Source organism: Streptomyces axinellae (assembly GCF_039532135.1).
GTDB lineage: Bacteria > Actinomycetota > Actinomycetes > Streptomycetales > Streptomycetaceae > Streptomyces > Streptomyces axinellae.
The window spans coordinates 24861-41784 of record NZ_BAAARJ010000001.1; the positions used below are offsets into that span (position 1 = coordinate 24861).

Below are 16924 nucleotides of genomic sequence, written 5' to 3' on the forward strand. Positions count from 1 at the left end.
GCGTTCTGTGGTCGGTCACTGTGGTGGCGGCAACAACGGCGCATGACCGTAACACATAAGCCCCGGAACGAAGTTCCGGGGCTTATGCCATCTCCCCGCGCTAAGGGAATTGTGAACCGGTCCTGAATGGCGCGGGAAAGGTGTCAGTAACCGACACCCGCAGTCTTGTCCGAATGGTCAGGACTGGGCGTTGATGCCGACGCCGACACCCGGGAGACCGTTGGTGCCCACGCCGTTCACGACGTGGCCGACCAGGCCCTCGACGCCGCCCACGGTGGCGCCGGCCTCGTTCACGGCCTCGTTGACGATGCCGCCGGAGACGGCGTCCAGCTCGGCGTCGGCAAGCTCAGTGGTCTCGATCTGGTGACGCATGAATGCGTTTCCCTTCATTGCTTTCGGGTTTATGAGGGGGACTCGCCCCAGACGGCACGAAAATGCCTGTCGGGGCGCTCATCAGTCGGGTTGACGCACACCTGGAAAACCAGGCGAACGGGAACCGGTAGCGGTGGTTCCGCCCGACTGTCCGAAGAGCAGAACACGTCGGCGCAGTTGCCCGCCACTTGAAGGTCCACTCGTCTCAGGATCTCCACATGGTGCACCGCCTGTTGATGAACCGGCACACCTCGCGCCGCTTTGTGCCGCCCGGCGAAGATGCCGTACCGGCCGGTGGCAGGAGGAAGTTGGGACACCGCGCCGAATTCCGGTGCGGCCTCGGCCCGCCGCCGAGCCGCGCCGCACCGGCCACGGCTCCGGCACCGGCACCGGCTACGGCTCCGGCACCGGCTACCGGTTCCAGTACTGGCTGCCGGCACGCGTGCGCGCACCCCTGTGCACACGAGGTGCGCACAGGGGTGCGGGCGGACGGGCGGGGAGGAGGACCTACGAGGACGGGACCTTGCTGGCCCTCGTGACCTGGCAGGAGAACGCCATCCGCTGGTTGGTGCTGTGCGTCACTTCCAAGGTGGCCGTGCGGTCGCCGCCGGGCGCCACTGTCACCGTCTCGAAGTCGGAGCCGATGGGGTCGGTCGCGATGGAGGAGCTGGGTGAGCTGCCGATCTTGAACTGGACCGAGAAGCTGTAGGTGAACGAGGTGTCGGTGGACGAGTTCTGGATGTCCACGTCGAACTTGATCTGTGAAGTCGCCCGGCTGTAGCGGCAGTTCTTCCCGATGACCTCACCCAGCGCGTTGGAGTCGTACGTGGGCACGGCCGGGCTCGACGGCGCGGACGGCAGGTCGCTGCTCCCGCCGCTGGAGGCTCCGGGATCGAGGCTGGGGACGTCGCTGGGGGACATGGACGGCCCGAGCGAGGGGACGCCGGAGGGTGCCGACGGCATGTCGTCGAGGTCCCCGAGCCCGCCGAACGCCTTGTCCTTCGGGTCGTCGGCGCACCCGGTGAGTGTCGCGGAGGCGGCCAGGATGAGAGCGGCTGCGCCCATGGCGCGGCGGCGTATGTGCATATGATCCCCCGTTGTGCTGAGTTGCGTTCCGGGCATCCGAACGCCCGTGCATGCCAAAAAGCACTGGGCAGGCTACCGGATGGGCGCGGACCACCGGAGGGGCCAGACCATCAGGTGGCCCCAGCCCGCCCTGGTAGTACGTTGGGCCCGTATTTTTCTCATGCTTCACTCACGGGGGACACATGAACCAGCCCTGGCCGCCGCAGCAGCCCATGCAGCCGCCCCAGCCACCGCAGCAGCCCATGCAGCAGTTCCAGCCCATGCAGCCGCCGGGCTTCCACCCCTACCAGCCGGGATTCCCGCCGCCGCCGCGCCGGGGCGGCGGAGTGAAGGCGTTCCTGTTCGGGTGGCTCATCTCGGGCTTCGGAGCGACGCTCTTCGCCGGCCTGCTCGTCGCCAGCTATGACGACCTGTCGAAGATCGGGCTGCGCGTCATGTACGTCGTCTTCGCACTCGCACTCGCCCTGGCGGTCGGCTCGGTGGCGGGCAAAACGGGCGGGCCCAACCCGGCCACCTACGTCGCCCCCGCACTCCTGGCCATGGCCGCCACCTTCCTCGGCACGGCCAACGGCTATGTGTTCGTGCTGCTCGACGCGGGGGGCACGGACATCCTGGAGGCCATGCTGGAGCACGAGCCCGGAGCGCCCGCCGAGTTCTGGTGGAAGGGGCTGAAGGGCGGCATCGCGCTCCTGGGCCTCGCGGTCGCGGGAGGCGGCGTCTTCGCGGTGGGCAACCTCGTCGGCAAGCGGCAGCGACAGGGATAAGAACCTCGCCCCTCCCCGAACGCCCCGGCGACGGGACCCCCCACGGGGGCGGGACCCGTCGCCGCTTCGGATTCGGACTCTCCGGGCCCCGCTACGGCCGGGGGCCCGAGTGGCTCAGCACGTTGATCACCCGGCCGTCGGGGTCGCGGACGAAGAAGCGGCGTACTCCCCACTCCTCGTCCCGCAACGGGTGCACGATCTCCGCGCCGCTGTTCACCATCGCCGCGTGTGCCGCGTCCACGTCGTCCACCTCGACGCTCATGTCGGGCACGACCGGTGCGGTCTTGTCGTGGTTCATGAAGGTGACTTGCGCCGTGGGGTGGGTGGGGGAGGCGAGCGTCATGACCCAGCCGTGGTTCATGACCTCCTCGAAGCCGAGGCGGCCGTAGAAGTCCCGGTTCTCCTCCATGGCATCGGTCTGGAAATCGGGCATGGCCCGGCGGATGGACATAGGCGCTCCTGCTGACGGGGCGGACACGGTCGCGGATGAAGCGGACGCGGATGAAGCGGACGCGGATGAAGCGGATGTGGACGCAACGGACGAGGGCGGACTCCCGCCGACTGTCTCCCGAACCGGCTGCCGCCGAGCGGGACTTCGGCAGGTCCGGCCCGGGCCGCGGGCCCCGGGCCGGAGCATACGGGGCCCGTTCCGCCGGGCCGGTCGCGGGTGCCCCGCCGGTCGCGGGTGCCCCCACCGATCAGGCGCCGACGTACTCCGCGAGGTGCTCGGCGGTCAGAGTGGAGCGGGCCGCGACGAGGTCGGCGGGGGTGCCCTCGAAGACGATCCGGCCGCCGTCGTGACCGGCGCCCGGCCCGAGGTCGATGATCCAGTCCGCGTGCGCCATGACCGCCTGGTGGTGCTCGACGACGATGACCGACGTACCGGAGTCCACGATCCGGTCGAGCAGGCGGAGCAGTTGCTCGACGTCGGCCAGGTGAAGGCCGGTGGTCGGCTCGTCGAGGACGTAGACGGGCGGGGGCGCGTCCTTTTCCGCCCCGCTCGTTGCGGACTCGGCGCCCTTCCCGCGCCGGCCCGTGGCCGCGGCGCCCTGGCCGCCTACCGGCAGGGGGCCCCAGGGGAGGGCGGCCAGCTTGAGCCGTTGCCGTTCGCCGCCGGAAAGGGTGGTGAGCGGCTGGCCGAGTTTGAGGTAGCCGAGCCCGACTTCGGCGAGCCGGTGGAGGACCCGGTGTGCGGCCGGTGTGCGCGCCTCCCCGGCTCCGAAGAACTCTTCCGCCTCGGCCACCGACATCGCGAGCACCTCGCTGATGTCACGCCCGGCGAGGCGGTGTTCCAGCACCGACGCCTCGAACCGCTTCCCCTCGCACTCCTCGCAGGTGGTGGCGACATTGGCCATCATGGCCAGATCGGTGTGGACGACACCGGACCCGGCGCAGTTGGGGCAGGCGCCCTCGGAGTTGGCGCTGAACAGGGCCGGTTTCACGCCGTTGGCCTTCGCGAACGCCTTGCGGATCGGGTCGAGCATTCCGGTATACGTCGCCGGATTGCTCCGCCGCGAGCCGCGAATGGGGGACTGGTCCACCGACACCACGCCGTCCGCGGGGGAGACGGAGCCGTGGATCAGCGAGCTCTTGCCGGAACCCGCGACGCCGGTGACCACGCACAGCACCCCGAGCGGGATGTCGGCATCGACGCCGCGCAGGTTGTGCGTCCTCGCCCCGCGCACCGGAAACCGGCCGGTGGGCTCGCGCACCGTCTCCTTGAGCGCGGCCCGGTCGTCGAAGTGGCGGCCGGTGAGGGTGCCCCCGGACCGCAGTCCCTCGACGGTGCCCTCGAAGCAGACCGTCCCGCCCGCCGTGCCCGCGCCGGGCCCCAGATCGACGACATGGTCGGCGATCGCGATCGTCTCCGGTTTGTGCTCCACCACGAGCACCGTGTTGCCCTTGTCCCGCAGCCGCAGCAGCAGCTTGTTCATCCGCTGGATGTCGTGGGGGTGCAGGCCGATGGTGGGCTCGTCGAAGACGTAGGTGGTGTCGGTGAGCGCGGAGCCCAGGTGCCGGATCATCTTCACCCGCTGTGCCTCGCCGCCCGACAGCGTGCCCGAGGAGCGTTCGAGCGAGAGATAGCCGAGGCCGATCTCCACGAACGAGTCGAGGGTCTGGCCCAGCGCGGTGAGCAGCGGCGTCACCGAGGGCTCGTCGAGGGCGCGGACCCATGCGGCCAGATCGCTGATCTGCATGGCGCAGGCGTCGGCGATGCTGATCCCGGCGATCTTCGAGGACCTGGCCGCCTCGCTGAGCCGGGTGCCGCCGCACTCCGGGCAGGTGGTGAAGGTGACCGCCCGGTCCACGAACTCCCGGATGTGCGGCTGCATCGCCTCCCGGTCCTTGGACAGGAACGACTTGTGGATCTTGGGGATCAGCCCCTCGTAGGTGAGGTTCACCCCCTCGACCTTCACCTTGGTCGGCTCCCGGTGGAGGAAGTCCGCGAGTTCCTGCTCGGTGTAGTCGCGGATCGGCTTGTCCGGGTCCACGAAGCCCGACTCGGCGTAGACGCGCACGGTGAAGAAGCTGTCCGACTTCCAGCCCGGGATGGTGAACGCGCCCTCGGAGAGCGACTTGGAGTCGTCGTAGAGCTGGGTCAGGTCGATGTCGGAAACCCTGCCCCGGCCTTCACAGCGCGTGCACATGCCGCCGGTACGGCTGAAGGTCTGCTTCACCGTCTTCCGGGCCCCGCGCTCGACGGTGATCGCGCCACTGGCCCGCACCGAGGGGACGTTGAAGGCGAACGCGGCGGGCGAGCCGATGTGCGGCTGCCCGAGCCGGCTGAAGAGGATGCGCAGCATCGCGTTGGTGTCGGTCGCGGTGCCGACGGTGGAGCGGGGGTCGCCTCCCATCTGGCGTTGGTCGATGATGATCGCGGTGGTCAGGCCGTCGAGGACGTCCACCTCGGGCCGCGCCTGCGTCGGCAGGAATCCCTGCACGAAGGCGCTGTACGTCTCGTTGATCATCCGCTGGGACTCCGCGGCGATCGTGTCGAACACCAGCGAGCTCTTGCCCGAGCCGGAGACGCCGGTGAACACCGTCAGCCGTCGCTTCGGCAGCTCGACGCTGACGTCCTTGAGGTTGTTCACCCGCGCGCCGTGCACCCGGATCAGATCGTGACTGTCGGCGACGTGCGGTGCGGGCGATCCCGCGTCCGGTCTCGTGGCCTGGCTCATCGTTTCTCCATGTCTGTTTCCCCACGCGGGCGCAGCTGCCCGCGTGCCTCCCCTGCACCGTCCTCGCGCGCGGTCTGCACGGCGCGCGGCCGGACGGCATGCGGCCTCACGTCCTACGGCCTCACGCTGTACCGACTCACGCCGTACGGGACTGGGCGAAGCGGAGCATGTTGCCGGCCGGGTCGCGGAAGGCGCAGTCGCGGACGCCGTACGGCTGGTCGGTCGGCTCTTGCAGCACCTCCCCGCCCGCGTCCCGGATGCGGGCGAAGGTGGCGTCGCAGTCCTCGGTGGAGAAATTCACGCCGCGCAGCAAACCTTTGGCCAGCAATTCTGCCATCGCCTGCCGGTCGGCGGGCGAGGCGCCGGGGTCGGCGAGCGGCGGTTCGAGGACGACCCCCACGTCCGGCTGCGCGGGCGAGCCGACGGTCAGCCAGCGCATTCCCTGGAACGAGACGTCGTTCCGCACCTCCAGGCCGAGCACGTCGCGGTAGAAGGCGAGTGCCTTGTCGTGGTCGTCGACCGCGATGAAGCAGTGTGACAGCTTGATGTCCATGCCTTCGACGCTACGAGGCGGCGGCGGATTCCGCTTCTTCGATCCTGACCGGTCGGCGCGGTCGGCCGCGGTCGGCTGATAAGGCGGACAGGAGAGACACGGCAGACGCAGCAGGCATGGCAGACCTGGCCCAGGCGGCGGGGGCCGCCTCCCACCGGCCTCGCCCGCGTCGCGCCCGCGCCGCCCTCCTCCCGTCCTATTCGTCCGTCCGGCCGCGCGCGCTGAGGCGGAGGAGGTTGTGCAGCCGGTAGTGCCTGGGCCCCGCGGATTCCAGGAGCGAGGTGTCCACCAGGCTCTCCAGGAGGTCTTCGCACTTCGCCGGGGGCAGGCCCAGCAGGGCCGCCGCCGCGTCGAGGGAGATCTCGGGGGTCTCCACCCGGCCCAGCATGCGGAAGGCGCGGGCCTGCTCGGGGCTCAGCTGCCCGTAGCCGAGTTCGAAGGTGGCCCGGACCGCCTGGTCCCCGGCCTGGAGTTCGTCCAGGCGGCGGCGCTCGTCGCGGAGCCTGGCGGCGAGAGTGGAGACCGTCCAGGTACGGCGGGCCGCCAGGCGGGCCGCCGCGATGCGGATGGCCAGCGGCAGGAATCCGCACGCCGCCACGACGTCCATCGCCGCTTCGCGCTCGGCCAGCACCCGGTCGGCGCCCACGATGCGGGTGAAGAGGACCATGGCCTCCTCGGGGCTCATGACGTCGAGGTCCACGAGGCGGGCGCCGTCGAGATCGACCATGCGGGCACGGCCGGTGATCAGGACGGCGCAACCCGCCGTGCCGGGCAGCAGCGGCCGGATCTGTGCCGCGTCGCGGGCGTTGTCGAGCACGGTCAGGACGCGGCGGCCGGCCAGCAGTGAGCGGAAGAGCGCCGCACGCTCCGCCACCCCGTCCGGCACCGCGTGCTCGGGTGTGCCCAGCGCGCGCAGGAAGGCGCCGAGCACACGTTCGGGATCGGCGGGGAGGGGACCGCCGCCCTGGAGATCCGCGTAGAGCTGGCCGTCGGGGAAGAGTCCGGTGGCGGCGTGGGCGACGTGGACGGCCACCGCGGTCTTGCCGACGCCGCCGATCCCGGACAGCGCGTAGACGCCCATGGTGCCCTCGGCCTGGGCGAGCCGGCCGCTCAGCTCGGCGACGAAGGAGGCGCGGCCGGTGAAGTCGGCGACGGTGGCCGGGAGTTGCGCCGGGCGGGTGGAGGCGAAGACGGGGGCGGGCCCCTCGGCCTGGTAGGCGAGTTCGTCGTCGGCCGCCAGGATGCGCTGTTGGAGGTCGGAGAGTTCGGGGCGGGGATCGACGCCGAGTTCGTCGGCGAGCAGGCGGCGGGTGTCCGCGTAGACGGCGAGGGCCTCGGCCTGGCGTCCGCTGCGGTAGAGGGCGAGCATCAGCAGTTCGCGCAGGCGCTCGCGCAGCGGGTGTCCGGCGGTCAGCGCGCTCAGTTCGCTGATGGTCTCCGCGTGGTCGCCGACCTGGAGATCGAGGTCGAGGCGCAGCTCCAGCAGGCTCAGCCGCCATTCGGCCAGGCGCGTGCGCTGGGTTTCGGCGTAGGGCCCGGGAACGTTGGGCAGCGCTTCGCCGTTCCACTGGTCCAGCGCGGCGCCGTAGAGCGCGCGGGCTTCGAGCGGCTCCTGGCGCACCGCTGCCTTTTCGGCCCGCATGGCCAGGTCCTGAGCGATGTCGAGGTCCAGCCGGGCGTCGGGCCCGATGCGGAGGGCATAACCCCCGGACTCGCTGATCAGGAACTCGGCGCCCAGCGTCTTGCGGAGCCGGGAGGCGTAGGTGCGCAGTGCCGCCTTCGCCTGCGACGGGGGCTCCTCGCCCCAGATGGCGTCGATCAGCTCCTCGGCCGTCGCCGTGCGGCCCGCACGCAGCAACAGCGCCGCGAGCAGGGCCCGTTGCTGCGGTGATCCCATGTTGAGCGCCTGGCCGTCGCGCCAGGCCCGTACCGGGCCGAGCACGGTGAAGCCCACCCCGTCATCCCGCCACCCGGCCGCCTGCCCGTCCTCTGGCCATCCGGCCGCCTGCCCTGCTGTTCGGCGCCCGCCCGGCGGCCCCTCCGGTACCCGCACGCCGATCCGGAGGCCCTGGCCGTCCGCGCCGGACGGGGCCGCGGGGGGCGGCGGGGGCGCCGTCCCGCCGGTCGGCGGCTCTTCGGCCGGGGCCGGAGCCTCCGGCGGTGGCGCGTTGCCGTGGACGCGGTGCCAGGCGTCCACCCATGGCAGCCGCGCCCCGGCGGGGACCTCGCAGGCGGTGAGGAAGGCGGCGAACTGCTGCGCGTCCCGAGGGGCCGTCTGCCCGGTCAGGATCCGGTGGACCGTGCTGTGCGGCAGCCTGCCGAAGCCGCCCGCACGGCGCTCCATCTCCCGCATCGAGGGCCCGCCCGCCTGCTGGTGGAGCACCCGGAGCGCGACGGCCAGCCCCGGAGCGTCGGTGACGGCTTCCGGGGCCGGCGCGCGGCGGTCCTCCTCGGCGGTGCGCAGCTGTTCCTGGCGCGCCCGCAGCCGCAGCCGGAGGGCGACCTCGACCGAGGCGTCACAGCCCCGGGCGTACGCCTCGACGATCTCGGCCGTGGGTACCGAGGCCGCCGAGGCGGCCCGCTGCAACGTCGTGGCGTGCCGTCCGGTGCGGGCGGCGAGCCGCGCGTAGGTCAGACCGCGCGCGGCCCGCTGCCGGCGCAGCCACTGCGCGAGTTCGGCCAGCGCGGCATTCGATGTGCTGATCGGTTTCTCACTGCGCCCCACGGTCGCGGGTCCCTCAGCCCGGGAAGCCGACCCGCATGCCCTGTATCACCAGGCGGGCCGCCCCGCTGCCGCCGCGCAGGGTGAGCAGCACCCCGAGCGCCACGGATGCGGCGGCGCCCAGCACTTCGAAGATGGCCGACGGCGCCAGCCCGCCGGCCGCGAGCACGCTCGCCAGCACGGCGATCACGACGACGACCACGACATCCGGTGCGGACAGCCGGTGCCGGCCGACCGGCTCGGACTCGACACAGTAGGCCGAGGAGGGAAGGCGGGACATGGGAATGCCTCCTGAGACTCAGTCACCCGGCCGTCGGCCAGGGCGTGTTGCGGGCTCCATGCGTCTGTGCTCGGCGCCACGTTCACGCGTCGCCGCGTGAACGTGTCGTCACGCCGGCCGGTGCTTGCCGACACCGGTGGCGCAACTGCATCGTGCCACTCACCGGCCGCTGAAGCAGGGGCCGCAGGAGCCCGGCGTGGATTGATGCGTGAGTGTCCCGGTGGCCCCGTGCGGAACTTCGCCGTCCAGGTACCGCGACGGTGCCGGTGACCTGCGGCGCACGCACAACTGGCAGCGCGGCGCCGCGCGTTGGCGGCCGAAGATGCGGTGCCGTCCCAGCTGCGCTTGCCAATTGCTGACGGGGGCTCTGTAAGCATCATCCAGGTACGGGTCATTCCCGTACCGCTCCCTGAGAGTTGCGGGCTCCACCAACACGACCAGGGACCCGGCGGACACGCGTTGCCGCGCGTCAACCGCCCATGGGGCCGGCGTTCCCGCGTGTGAGCGCCGGCCTCCCGCCGTACCGCATGCCCCCGCGCGGCGGCGCCTCTGGCATCCTGGCGCCGTGCAGCGACCCACCGGCGTCACCCCCGTCACTCCCGACGCCCCCGACCCCATCGACCGGCCCCTTCTCACCCAGTGGTGGCTGGACCTGTGCTTCGTCCACTGGGCCGTGGACCCGGACGACGCCGCCCCGCTCCTGCCCCGGGGCACCGTCCCCGACACACATGCGGGAGTCACCTACGTCGGCCTGGTGGCCTTCCGGATGCACCGGGTCGGCTGGTTCCGGCTGCCGGGCCTGCCGTATCTGGGCTCCTTCCCGGAGACGAACATCCGCCTGTACTCGCTCGACGAGCAGGGCAGACGCGGTGTCGTCTTCCGGTCGATGGACGCCTCGCGGCTGCTGCCCGTCGCGATGGGGCGCGCCGCGTTCCGGCTTCCGTACCTGTGGTCCCGGATGCGCGTCCGCGCCGCCGGGGACACCGTGACGTACACCAGCTCGCGCCGCCTGCCGGGCCCGCGCGGTGCCTACAGCCGGATCGCCGTACGCCCCGGGGAGCGGGTGGCGGAGCCGACAGAGCTGGAGCACTTCCTCACCGCCCGCTGGGGCATGCACAACGCGTTCCCCGGTGGGGTGGCCTACCTGCCCAACCACCATCCGCGCTGGAGCCTGCACCGGGCCGAGCTGCTGGCCTGCGAGGAGAACCTGGTCCAGGCGGCCGGCCTGCCCGCACCGAGCGGCCCTCCGGCCAGCGTGCTCTGGTCACCCGGCGTTCCGGTCCGCCTGGGGCGGCCGGCCGCGCGGGGCGAGCGGTAGGACGGGTCACCCGTACCGGAGGCACGGGTGACCGGACGCTGCCCGGGGGCGTCACGCCTGGCAGGTGAGGGGACGGCCGCCGTTGTAGGCGATCATGTCCTTCAGAGCGGCTGCGGCGTCGATGGGCGCGCCCGGGGCCGCCCCGTCGATCTCGGCGTAGGCCCGGTACAGGTTGCCGACGATGCGCTCGCTGTCCGCCAGTCCGGCGTAGGGGCCGAGGTCGAGTTCGCGGGCCGCCTGAAGGGGGGAGAGCCCCGCGTCGTGCGCCGCGCGTGCGGCGGACTGGACGAACGCGCAGTAGCCCAGCACCTCCTCGATCAGCTCGGGGCCCGCGACAGGGCCGTGGCCGGGCACGATCGTCTCGGCGCCCAGCGGCGTGAGCAGTTCGGACAGGACCTGCACCATTCCGGCCACGGAGCCCTGGAGGAGGAACGGCGTGCCCCCGTTGAACAGCAGGTCGCCCGCGAACAGGACGCGCCGCTCGGGAATCCAGACGATGGAGTCGCAGGGGGTGTGCGCGGCCATCCCGACGTACCGGACCTCGCAGCGCAGGTCGTCGGACCACAGGGTGACGGCGTCGGTGTAGGTGAGGAAGGGGGGCTCCAACTGGATGTCGCCCCACTCGGCCTCGGTCCAGAAGGGGGCGGAGCGTGGCATTCCCCAGTCCTGGATCCCGGCGCGCACACCCTCGTGGCCGATGATCGTCGCGCCTTCGAAGAGGTAGTTGCCGAAGGTGTGGTCGCCGTGGTGGTGCGTGTTGACCAGCGTGCGCACCGGCTGATCGGTGACGGTGCGGATGGCGTCGAGGTAGGCGCGGGTGCGGCGCTCGGTGGAACACGCGTCCACGCTGATGACGCCCCGCTTGCCGACCAGGAAGCCCGTGTTGTTGATCCACCAGGTCCCGTCGGGTTGTACGTAGGCGTAGATGTCCGCGCTGACCTCCCGCACCTGTGGCGTCCCGGGAACGGTGATGTCGTACGGTGCGCTGCTCATGAGGACCTTTCACGTGTGAGAACACCGCCCGCCGCCGCGGCCTGCCGCTGCTTCGGGGGAGCGAACGGAATCGCGTGCCTCTTTTACCAGGTGGCGGTCGCCGTCGGGCGGGGCGGGGCGGGCGACGGCGGCGTCCAGCAGTCCCGGTCGGCCACACGAGGGCGCCCCGGGGCGGTGTGGAAACCGTCACCCCCTGAGCCGGTGACGGTTTCCACACCGCGGCCCGCCCTGCCGAGCCCCTGCCCACCCCGACTCCCGACCTCCGACCCCCGACCCCCCGGCCTACGGCCTCGCGTCGCCGAGTGCCTTGTCCAGGATTTCCAGGCCGAGCGACAACTCCGCCTCGGTGGCGGTCAGCGGGGGCGCGATCCGCAGCACCGAGCCCATGCCGGGAAGCTGGACGATGTTCATGTGCAGGCCGAGTTCGAGGCAGCGCCGGGTGACCCGCGCGCCCAACTCGTCCGAACTCCGCTTCGTCGCACGGTCGGTGACGAGTTCGAGTCCGACCAGCAGGCCCCGGCCACGGATGTCGCCGACGACCTGGTGACGTTCGGCGAGGTCCGCCAGGCCGCCGCGCAGGAACGCGCCGAGGGAGGCAGCGCGTTCATCGAGCCGGTCGCGGGTGAGGACGTCGAGGACGGTGTTGCCGACCGCGGCCACCAGCGGGTCGGCGACATGCGTGGTGAAGAAGAGGAATCCGCGCTCGTGTGCCTCCCGTTCGATCTCCGCGCTGGTGAGCACGGCCGCGAGCGGCAGCCCGGCGCCGAGCGTCTTGGAGAGGGTGAGGATGTCGGGCACGACGCCGTCGCGCTCGAACGCGTACCAGGTACCCGTGCGGCACAGCCCCGTCTGGGCCTCGTCCAGGATCAGCAGCATGCCGCGCTCCCGGCACTTCTCGTGCAGTGCCGCGAAGTACCCGGGCGGCGGTTCGATGATTCCGCCGGAGCTGAGGATCGGTTCGACGAGGCACGCGGCCAGATTGCCGGTGGACTGGGCGTCGATCAGGTCGAAGGCGAGGTCCAGCTGGCGGCGCCAGTCCAGCGATCCGTCGGCGGCGGTGAGGTCGGGGCGGTAGGCGTTGGGCACGGGAATGGCGAAGTTGCCGGGGGCGGCCGGACCGTAGCCCTTGCGGCCCGCGCTGTAGGTGGCGGACGCGGCGGCCTGCGTCATGCCGTGCCAGGACCGGGCGAACGAGACGATCTCGTGGCCCCCGGTGACGAGCTTGGCCATCCGGATCGCGGCCTCGTTCGACTCGGCGCCGGTCGTCAGCAGCAGCGCCTTGTCCAGCGGCGCGGGCAGCGACCCGGCCAGCCGCCGGGCGAGATCGACGACCGGGCGGCTGAGCATGCCGCTGTAGAGATGGTCGAGGGTGGCGACCTGCCGCTGGACGGTCGCCACGATCTCCGGGTGCGAGTGCCCGAGGATCGCGCTCATCTGGCCGGAGGTGAAGTCGAGTATCTTCCGGTCGTCCGCGGTGAACACGAAACTTCCCGAGGCGCGGTCGATGATCTCGGGGGTGAACGCCCCGCCGTAGCGGACGAGGTGCCGCTCGGCATCGGCCCAGAAGCTGTCTGAAGAGGTCGCGGAGGTACGGGAGGTCTCCTGGGAGGTCCCGGTGGACGGCGCGGTGGTGTGCGAAGCAGCCATGGCCCCGACGCTAAGCCGCGTGCGAACAGCGCGTCCATCTCACAATTTCGGCTGTCCTGTTCGGCTGAGCCGTACAAGAGTGGGGCACATGATGAATCCCTGGAGGCTGCGGCTGCTGAGCCGGCTGGACACCCTGGGCACCGTCCGGGCGGTCGCCGAGGCCGACGGCATGAGCCCGTCGAGCGTGTCCCAGCAGCTCGCCGTGCTGGAGGCCGAGACACGCACCAAACTGCTGGAGCGTACGGGCCGCCGGGTGCGGCTGACCTCGGCCGGAGTGATCCTGGCGCGGCGGGCCCGCGCGATCCTCGACCACATGGACGGCGTCGAGGCGGAGCTGCGCGCGCTGGGCGAGGAGTCGACCGGACTGGTGCGGCTGGGCGCTTTCCAGAGCGCGATCCACACCCTCGCCGTCCCGGCGGTGACCCGCCTGGCCCGCGAGCACCCGCATCTCGATGTCGAGCTGCTGCAACTGGAGCCGCACGAGAGCGTGCCCGCGCTGCGGTCCGGCGAGGTGGATCTCATCATCACGACCACGGACTTCGACGAACTCCCGCTGGGCCCCGACCTCGACCTCGTCCCCCTTGCCACCGATCCGGTCCTCCTGGTGGCCCCGGCCGACCACCCCGTGGCCCGGGGCGGCGCCGTGGACCTGGCGGCCTGCGCGAACGAGCCGTGGGCGTTCGACATGCCCCAGTCGTACATGGCCAACCTCGCGCTGCGGCTGTGCCGCCAGGCGCGGTTCGAACCGCGTGTGGTGTGCCGGTTCGGCAACTACATGCTGGCGTTGCAGCACGTCGAGGCGGGGCTGTCGATCGCGCTGCTGCCCGGCCTCGCGGTCGATCGCCGCTACCGCGTCGCCACCCGGGAACTCGCGGCCCCGGTCACCCGCACGATCACGGCGGCCCTGCGCCGTGGCGCACCACCGCGAGCGGCCGTACGCGCGGTCCTGGACACGCTGCGGCACAGTCCGGATCTGCCGCAGCCGGAGCCCGGGTGAAGCCGCAGCCCGATCCCGGGGGAGAAACCGTCCGGCCTGCCACTCAGGCGGCACGGTCGGCCAGTTCGCGCAGGGTGAGATAGGCGTGCTGCACGAGAGCCGGGCATCCTCCGGCCCCGGCGGCATTCGCGAGGGCGACGACGGCGACGCGGGCCTCCGGGCTGAAGCCGGCGAAGGCGGTGAAGCCCGGGGTCGCACCCGCGTGGAAGACCAGCCGGTGGCCGGGTCGTTGGCGGATGTTCCAGACGAGGCCCAGCTGGTCGGCGCTGCGCGGATGGCGCAGCAGGGGCCGGGAGACCTGGGCCAGCGCCTGCCGGAGCGCGGGCGCGTGCCCGCCCGCCTGTTCGCGTACGCGATCGTCCGGGTGCCCGGTGGTGCGGGCGCCGGAGGCGCACCCGGCCCGCGCGGGGTCCAGGTGCGCGGCGAGATAGGCGAGCATGTCCCGCGCGCTGGAGCGCACGGCACCGGCCGCCGGCATGCCCGGGAGGGCGAACGGCTCCCGGGGGCGCCCGTACCAGTGCCCCGTGGCCTGGTCCTGCCCGGTGCAGTCGGTGCGCTTCATGCCCAGGGGCTCCAGGACGCGCTCGGCGAGCAGCGTGGCGAAGGACGGCGCGTGCACGGCGCGGGTCAGCGCGCCAGTTCCCCCGCCTGCTGCGCCGCGCGCTGGCGACCGCCTGCTCGGGGCGTCCGGGCGCGGTGCACCTGGCACTGCCCACCGACTTGCTCGCGCGGCCCACGGGCGCCGACCTGGCGGAGCCGCTGCCCGATACGCGCGCCTTGACCCCCGCCGTCGAACCGGCCGCCGTCCGGGAGCTGGCCCGCACCCTGCGGCAGGCCCGACGCGGCGTCATCCTGGCCGGTCAGGGTGCCGAGCTCGGCGGTGCGGCGGCGGAGCTGGCGGGCTTGGCCGAGCACCTGTCCTGGCCGGTCGCCACCACCATGAAGGGGAAGAGCGCCCTGCCCGAGGACCACCTGGCCGCGGTGGGTGTCTTCGGCTTCTCCGGCTCGCCGCGCGCCCACGAGGCCGTGCTCGACCCGCGGGTGGTGGTGGACACCCTGCTCGTCGTGGCAGCGGCCTGGGGGAGATGTCCACCGGGAACTGGACCCCCGAACTCGTCGCGGGCCGCACCCTGTGCCGGATCGACATCGACCCGCTACAGGCGGCGTCCGGATTCGACGCCGACGCCACCGTGATCGGCCACGCGCGCCCCGTACTGCGGGAGCTGCCGCGCAAGTTGGACGCCGCCCCCTCCGCCTTGTCCCACACCCCGGTACGGCGGCGCTCCGCCGCGCGCACTCCGGCCGAGGGCATGCCGCTGCCCGCTTCGGCGGTGGTGGCGGCCATGAGCGAGCCGCTGCCGGGCGGCACCAAGGTCTTCGCGGACAACGGCAACTGCCTCGGCTGGCTCGGTGAGCACTTCGTCAGCCGGGCGCCGGGCGACATCCAGGTCTCGCTGAACGTCGCCTCGATGGGCTGCAGCGCGGGCGCCGCCGTGGGCGGCGCACTCGCCGCCGGCGGACGGGAGCCGGTCGTCGCCCTGACCGGGGACGCGGCGTTCGCCATGGGCGGTATGGAGATCCACTCGGCGGCGGAGCTGGAGGTGCCCGTCATCTGGGTCGTGCTGAACAACAGCGGGAACGCGATGGTCCAGAACGTTCAGGAGGGCATCTCCGCCCGCTCCGTCCAGGCGATGTACCGCACGCCCTTGAACGCGGCGGCCGTCGGACACGGACCGGGTGCCGACGGGAGGGCCGTACACACCCTCCCGGAGTTCACAGCCGCCCTCACCGAGGCGCTGCGCCGCCCCCGCCCCTCCGTCCTCGACGTCCATGTCGATCCCGGCGAAGTGCCCTGGGGGCGTTCTCCGGCCGCATCCGGGCCCTCCAGGGAGCGGCTTCCGTGACGTGACCGGCCTGACCGGCCTGACCGGCCTGACCGGCCACGTGACCGGCCTTCCCGGCATGTGACCGGCCTCCCCAGCGGCGTGCACGGCCTTCCGTGAACGGTCTGCGGAGGGCGTCCGGCGGCGTCCCCGCGGGCCTGTGGAGGCGGCCTTCCCGGCGATCATTCCGGCCGCTATTCTGCGAGCGATTTCCGGAATATGCCAGCCGAGGAGTTGACTGTGGCATCCCCCCGCATCGCACTCGTCACCTGCCCGGATGTATTGCTGGACCCCGACTGGGATCGCGATCTTCCGCTGGCTGTCGCCGGGTTGGAGAGCGCCGGGGCCGATCCCGTCGTCGTCTGCTGGAACGACCCGCACGCGGACTGGGCCGCGTTCGACCTTGTCGTGATTCGTTCTGCCTGGGACTATTTCAAGTCGGTCGAGGAGTTCTTGGCATGGGCGGACAAGTGTGCCGAGGTCACTACGCTGGCGAACTCCACGGAGGTTGTGCGGTGGAACGTCGACAAACGGTATCTCGGAGACCTTTCACGGGCCGGAGTTCCCGTGGTCGAGACTCGTTATCTGGCGCCGGGGGATGCTGTCGGGCTGCCCGACGAGGGGGAATTCGTCATCAAGCCCACGTTGGGCGCCGGAGCCCTGTTCACGGCCCGCTATCCGTCGAAGGAGCGCGAGACCGCGGTGCGGCAGGTGGCCCGGATGCACGCGGAGGGCATGACCGCGATGGTGCAGCCGTATATGCGGAGCATCGATGTGCGGGGGGAGCGGGCGCTGCATTTCGCCGGCGGGCGCTTTCTGCACGCCACCCGGAAGAGCGCGGTCCTCGTGCAGGGCGCCCCTTACGACGCGTACAAGTTCCCGCACCCCCAGCTTCGCACCTGGGAAGCGACAGCTGCCGAACTGGACGTTGCCGAGCAGGCGTTGGCGGCCGTGCCGGGGGGATCCGGTCTTCTCTACGGGCGCGTGGACGTGGTGGACGGCGACGACGGCCGGCCGCGCGTTCTTGAGCTGGAGCTTGTCGAGCCGCACTTGTTCTTCTACCTGCACCCGGCGTCGCTGCCCGTCTTCGTGGCGGCGACAGTCGAGGCGGCGGTGGCCTGATCCGGCGG

General features: G+C 72.0%; 15 protein-coding genes and 2 pseudogenes. 6 read left to right on the plus strand and 11 right to left on the minus strand.

Annotation, left to right across the window (positions count from 1 at the left end):
* Positions 1-177: 177 nt before the first annotated feature.
* A complete protein-coding gene (locus ABD339_RS00095; RefSeq protein WP_344560830.1) occupies positions 178-372 on the minus strand; it encodes a hypothetical protein in 195 nt (64 codons plus the stop codon).
* Between the two features lie 507 nt (positions 373-879).
* Positions 880-1437: a hypothetical protein gene (locus tag ABD339_RS00100; RefSeq protein ID WP_344560832.1), complete on the minus strand. Its 558-nt coding sequence runs from the start codon at positions 1435-1437 to the stop codon at positions 880-882.
* 203 nt (positions 1438-1640) lie between these two features.
* Here ABD339_RS00100 and ABD339_RS00105 point away from each other — a divergent pair, with 203 nt between their 5' ends.
* Positions 1641-2222: a hypothetical protein gene (locus ABD339_RS00105; RefSeq protein WP_344560833.1), complete on the plus strand. Its 582-nt coding sequence runs from the start codon at positions 1641-1643 to the stop codon at positions 2220-2222.
* 91 nt (positions 2223-2313) lie between these two features.
* Here the strand turns inward: ABD339_RS00105 and ABD339_RS00110 are convergent, their stop codons facing one another.
* The 6 genes and pseudogenes from ABD339_RS00110 to ABD339_RS00130 form a co-directional block, all read right to left on the minus strand.
* Entirely contained in the window at positions 2314-2673 is a 360-nt protein-coding gene (locus ABD339_RS00110) for a VOC family protein (RefSeq protein ID WP_344560834.1), read from the minus strand.
* A gap of 247 nt (positions 2674-2920) precedes the next feature.
* The gene (locus ABD339_RS00115) at positions 2921-5401 is read right to left on the minus strand and encodes an ATP-binding cassette domain-containing protein (RefSeq protein WP_344560835.1); all 2481 of its coding nucleotides are present in this window, start codon (positions 5399-5401) and stop codon (positions 2921-2923) included.
* Between the two features lie 136 nt (positions 5402-5537).
* Entirely contained in the window at positions 5538-5954 is a 417-nt protein-coding gene (locus tag ABD339_RS00120; protein ID WP_344560836.1) for a VOC family protein, read from the minus strand.
* Positions 5955-6168: 214 nt separating this feature from the next.
* Positions 6169-7908: pseudogene (locus ABD339_RS00125) on the minus strand (AfsR/SARP family transcriptional regulator); the annotation flags it as partial.
* Positions 7909-8466: 558 nt separating this feature from the next.
* A pseudogene (locus ABD339_RS33670) lies at positions 8467-8679 on the minus strand (helix-turn-helix domain-containing protein); the annotation flags it as partial.
* A 13-nt stretch (positions 8680-8692) separates the two neighbouring features.
* On the minus strand, positions 8693-8956 hold the full coding sequence (locus ABD339_RS00130) for a hypothetical protein (RefSeq protein ID WP_344560838.1): 264 nt from the start codon (positions 8954-8956) through the stop codon (positions 8693-8695).
* A 565-nt stretch (positions 8957-9521) separates the two neighbouring features.
* Here ABD339_RS00130 and ABD339_RS00135 point away from each other — a divergent pair.
* Positions 9522-10274, plus strand: coding sequence for a YqjF family protein (locus tag ABD339_RS00135; RefSeq protein ID WP_344560840.1), 753 nt, complete (start codon positions 9522-9524; stop codon positions 10272-10274).
* A 51-nt stretch (positions 10275-10325) separates the two neighbouring features.
* Here ABD339_RS00135 and ABD339_RS00140 read toward each other — a convergent pair whose 3' ends face one another.
* Both ABD339_RS00140 and ABD339_RS00145 read right to left on the minus strand, forming a co-directional pair.
* Complete coding sequence (locus ABD339_RS00140) at positions 10326-11267, minus strand: MBL fold metallo-hydrolase (RefSeq protein ID WP_344560841.1); 942 nt, start codon at positions 11265-11267, stop codon at positions 10326-10328.
* A 282-nt stretch (positions 11268-11549) separates the two neighbouring features.
* Entirely contained in the window at positions 11550-12914 is a 1365-nt protein-coding gene (locus tag ABD339_RS00145) for an aspartate aminotransferase family protein (RefSeq protein WP_344560842.1), read from the minus strand.
* Between the two features lie 88 nt (positions 12915-13002).
* On the opposite strand from ABD339_RS00145, the gene ABD339_RS00150 reads away from it, so the two are divergent.
* Positions 13003-13911, plus strand: coding sequence for a LysR family transcriptional regulator (locus tag ABD339_RS00150; protein WP_344560843.1), 909 nt, complete (start codon positions 13003-13005; stop codon positions 13909-13911).
* 43 nt (positions 13912-13954) lie between these two features.
* Here the strand turns inward: ABD339_RS00150 and ABD339_RS00155 are convergent, their stop codons facing one another.
* Positions 13955-14620 (minus strand): serine hydrolase, encoded by a 666-nt coding sequence (locus tag ABD339_RS00155; RefSeq protein WP_344560844.1) that lies wholly within the window; start codon positions 14618-14620, stop codon positions 13955-13957.
* On the opposite strand from ABD339_RS00155, the gene ABD339_RS00160 reads away from it, so the two are divergent.
* The 3 genes from ABD339_RS00160 to ABD339_RS00170 all read left to right on the plus strand — a co-directional run bounded on the left by ABD339_RS00160 (position 14608) and on the right by ABD339_RS00170 (position 16916).
* The gene (locus tag ABD339_RS00160) at positions 14608-15105 is read left to right on the plus strand and encodes a hypothetical protein (RefSeq protein ID WP_344560845.1); all 498 of its coding nucleotides are present in this window, start codon (positions 14608-14610) and stop codon (positions 15103-15105) included. The genes ABD339_RS00155 and ABD339_RS00160 overlap by 13 nt on opposite strands.
* Entirely contained in the window at positions 14997-15815 is an 819-nt protein-coding gene (locus ABD339_RS00165) for a thiamine pyrophosphate-dependent enzyme (RefSeq protein WP_344560846.1), read from the plus strand. Before ABD339_RS00160 ends, ABD339_RS00165 begins: the two co-directional genes overlap by 109 nt.
* A gap of 219 nt (positions 15816-16034) precedes the next feature.
* The gene (locus ABD339_RS00170; protein WP_344560847.1) at positions 16035-16916 is read left to right on the plus strand and encodes an ATP-grasp domain-containing protein; all 882 of its coding nucleotides are present in this window, start codon (positions 16035-16037) and stop codon (positions 16914-16916) included.
* Positions 16917-16924: the final 8 nt, after the last annotated feature.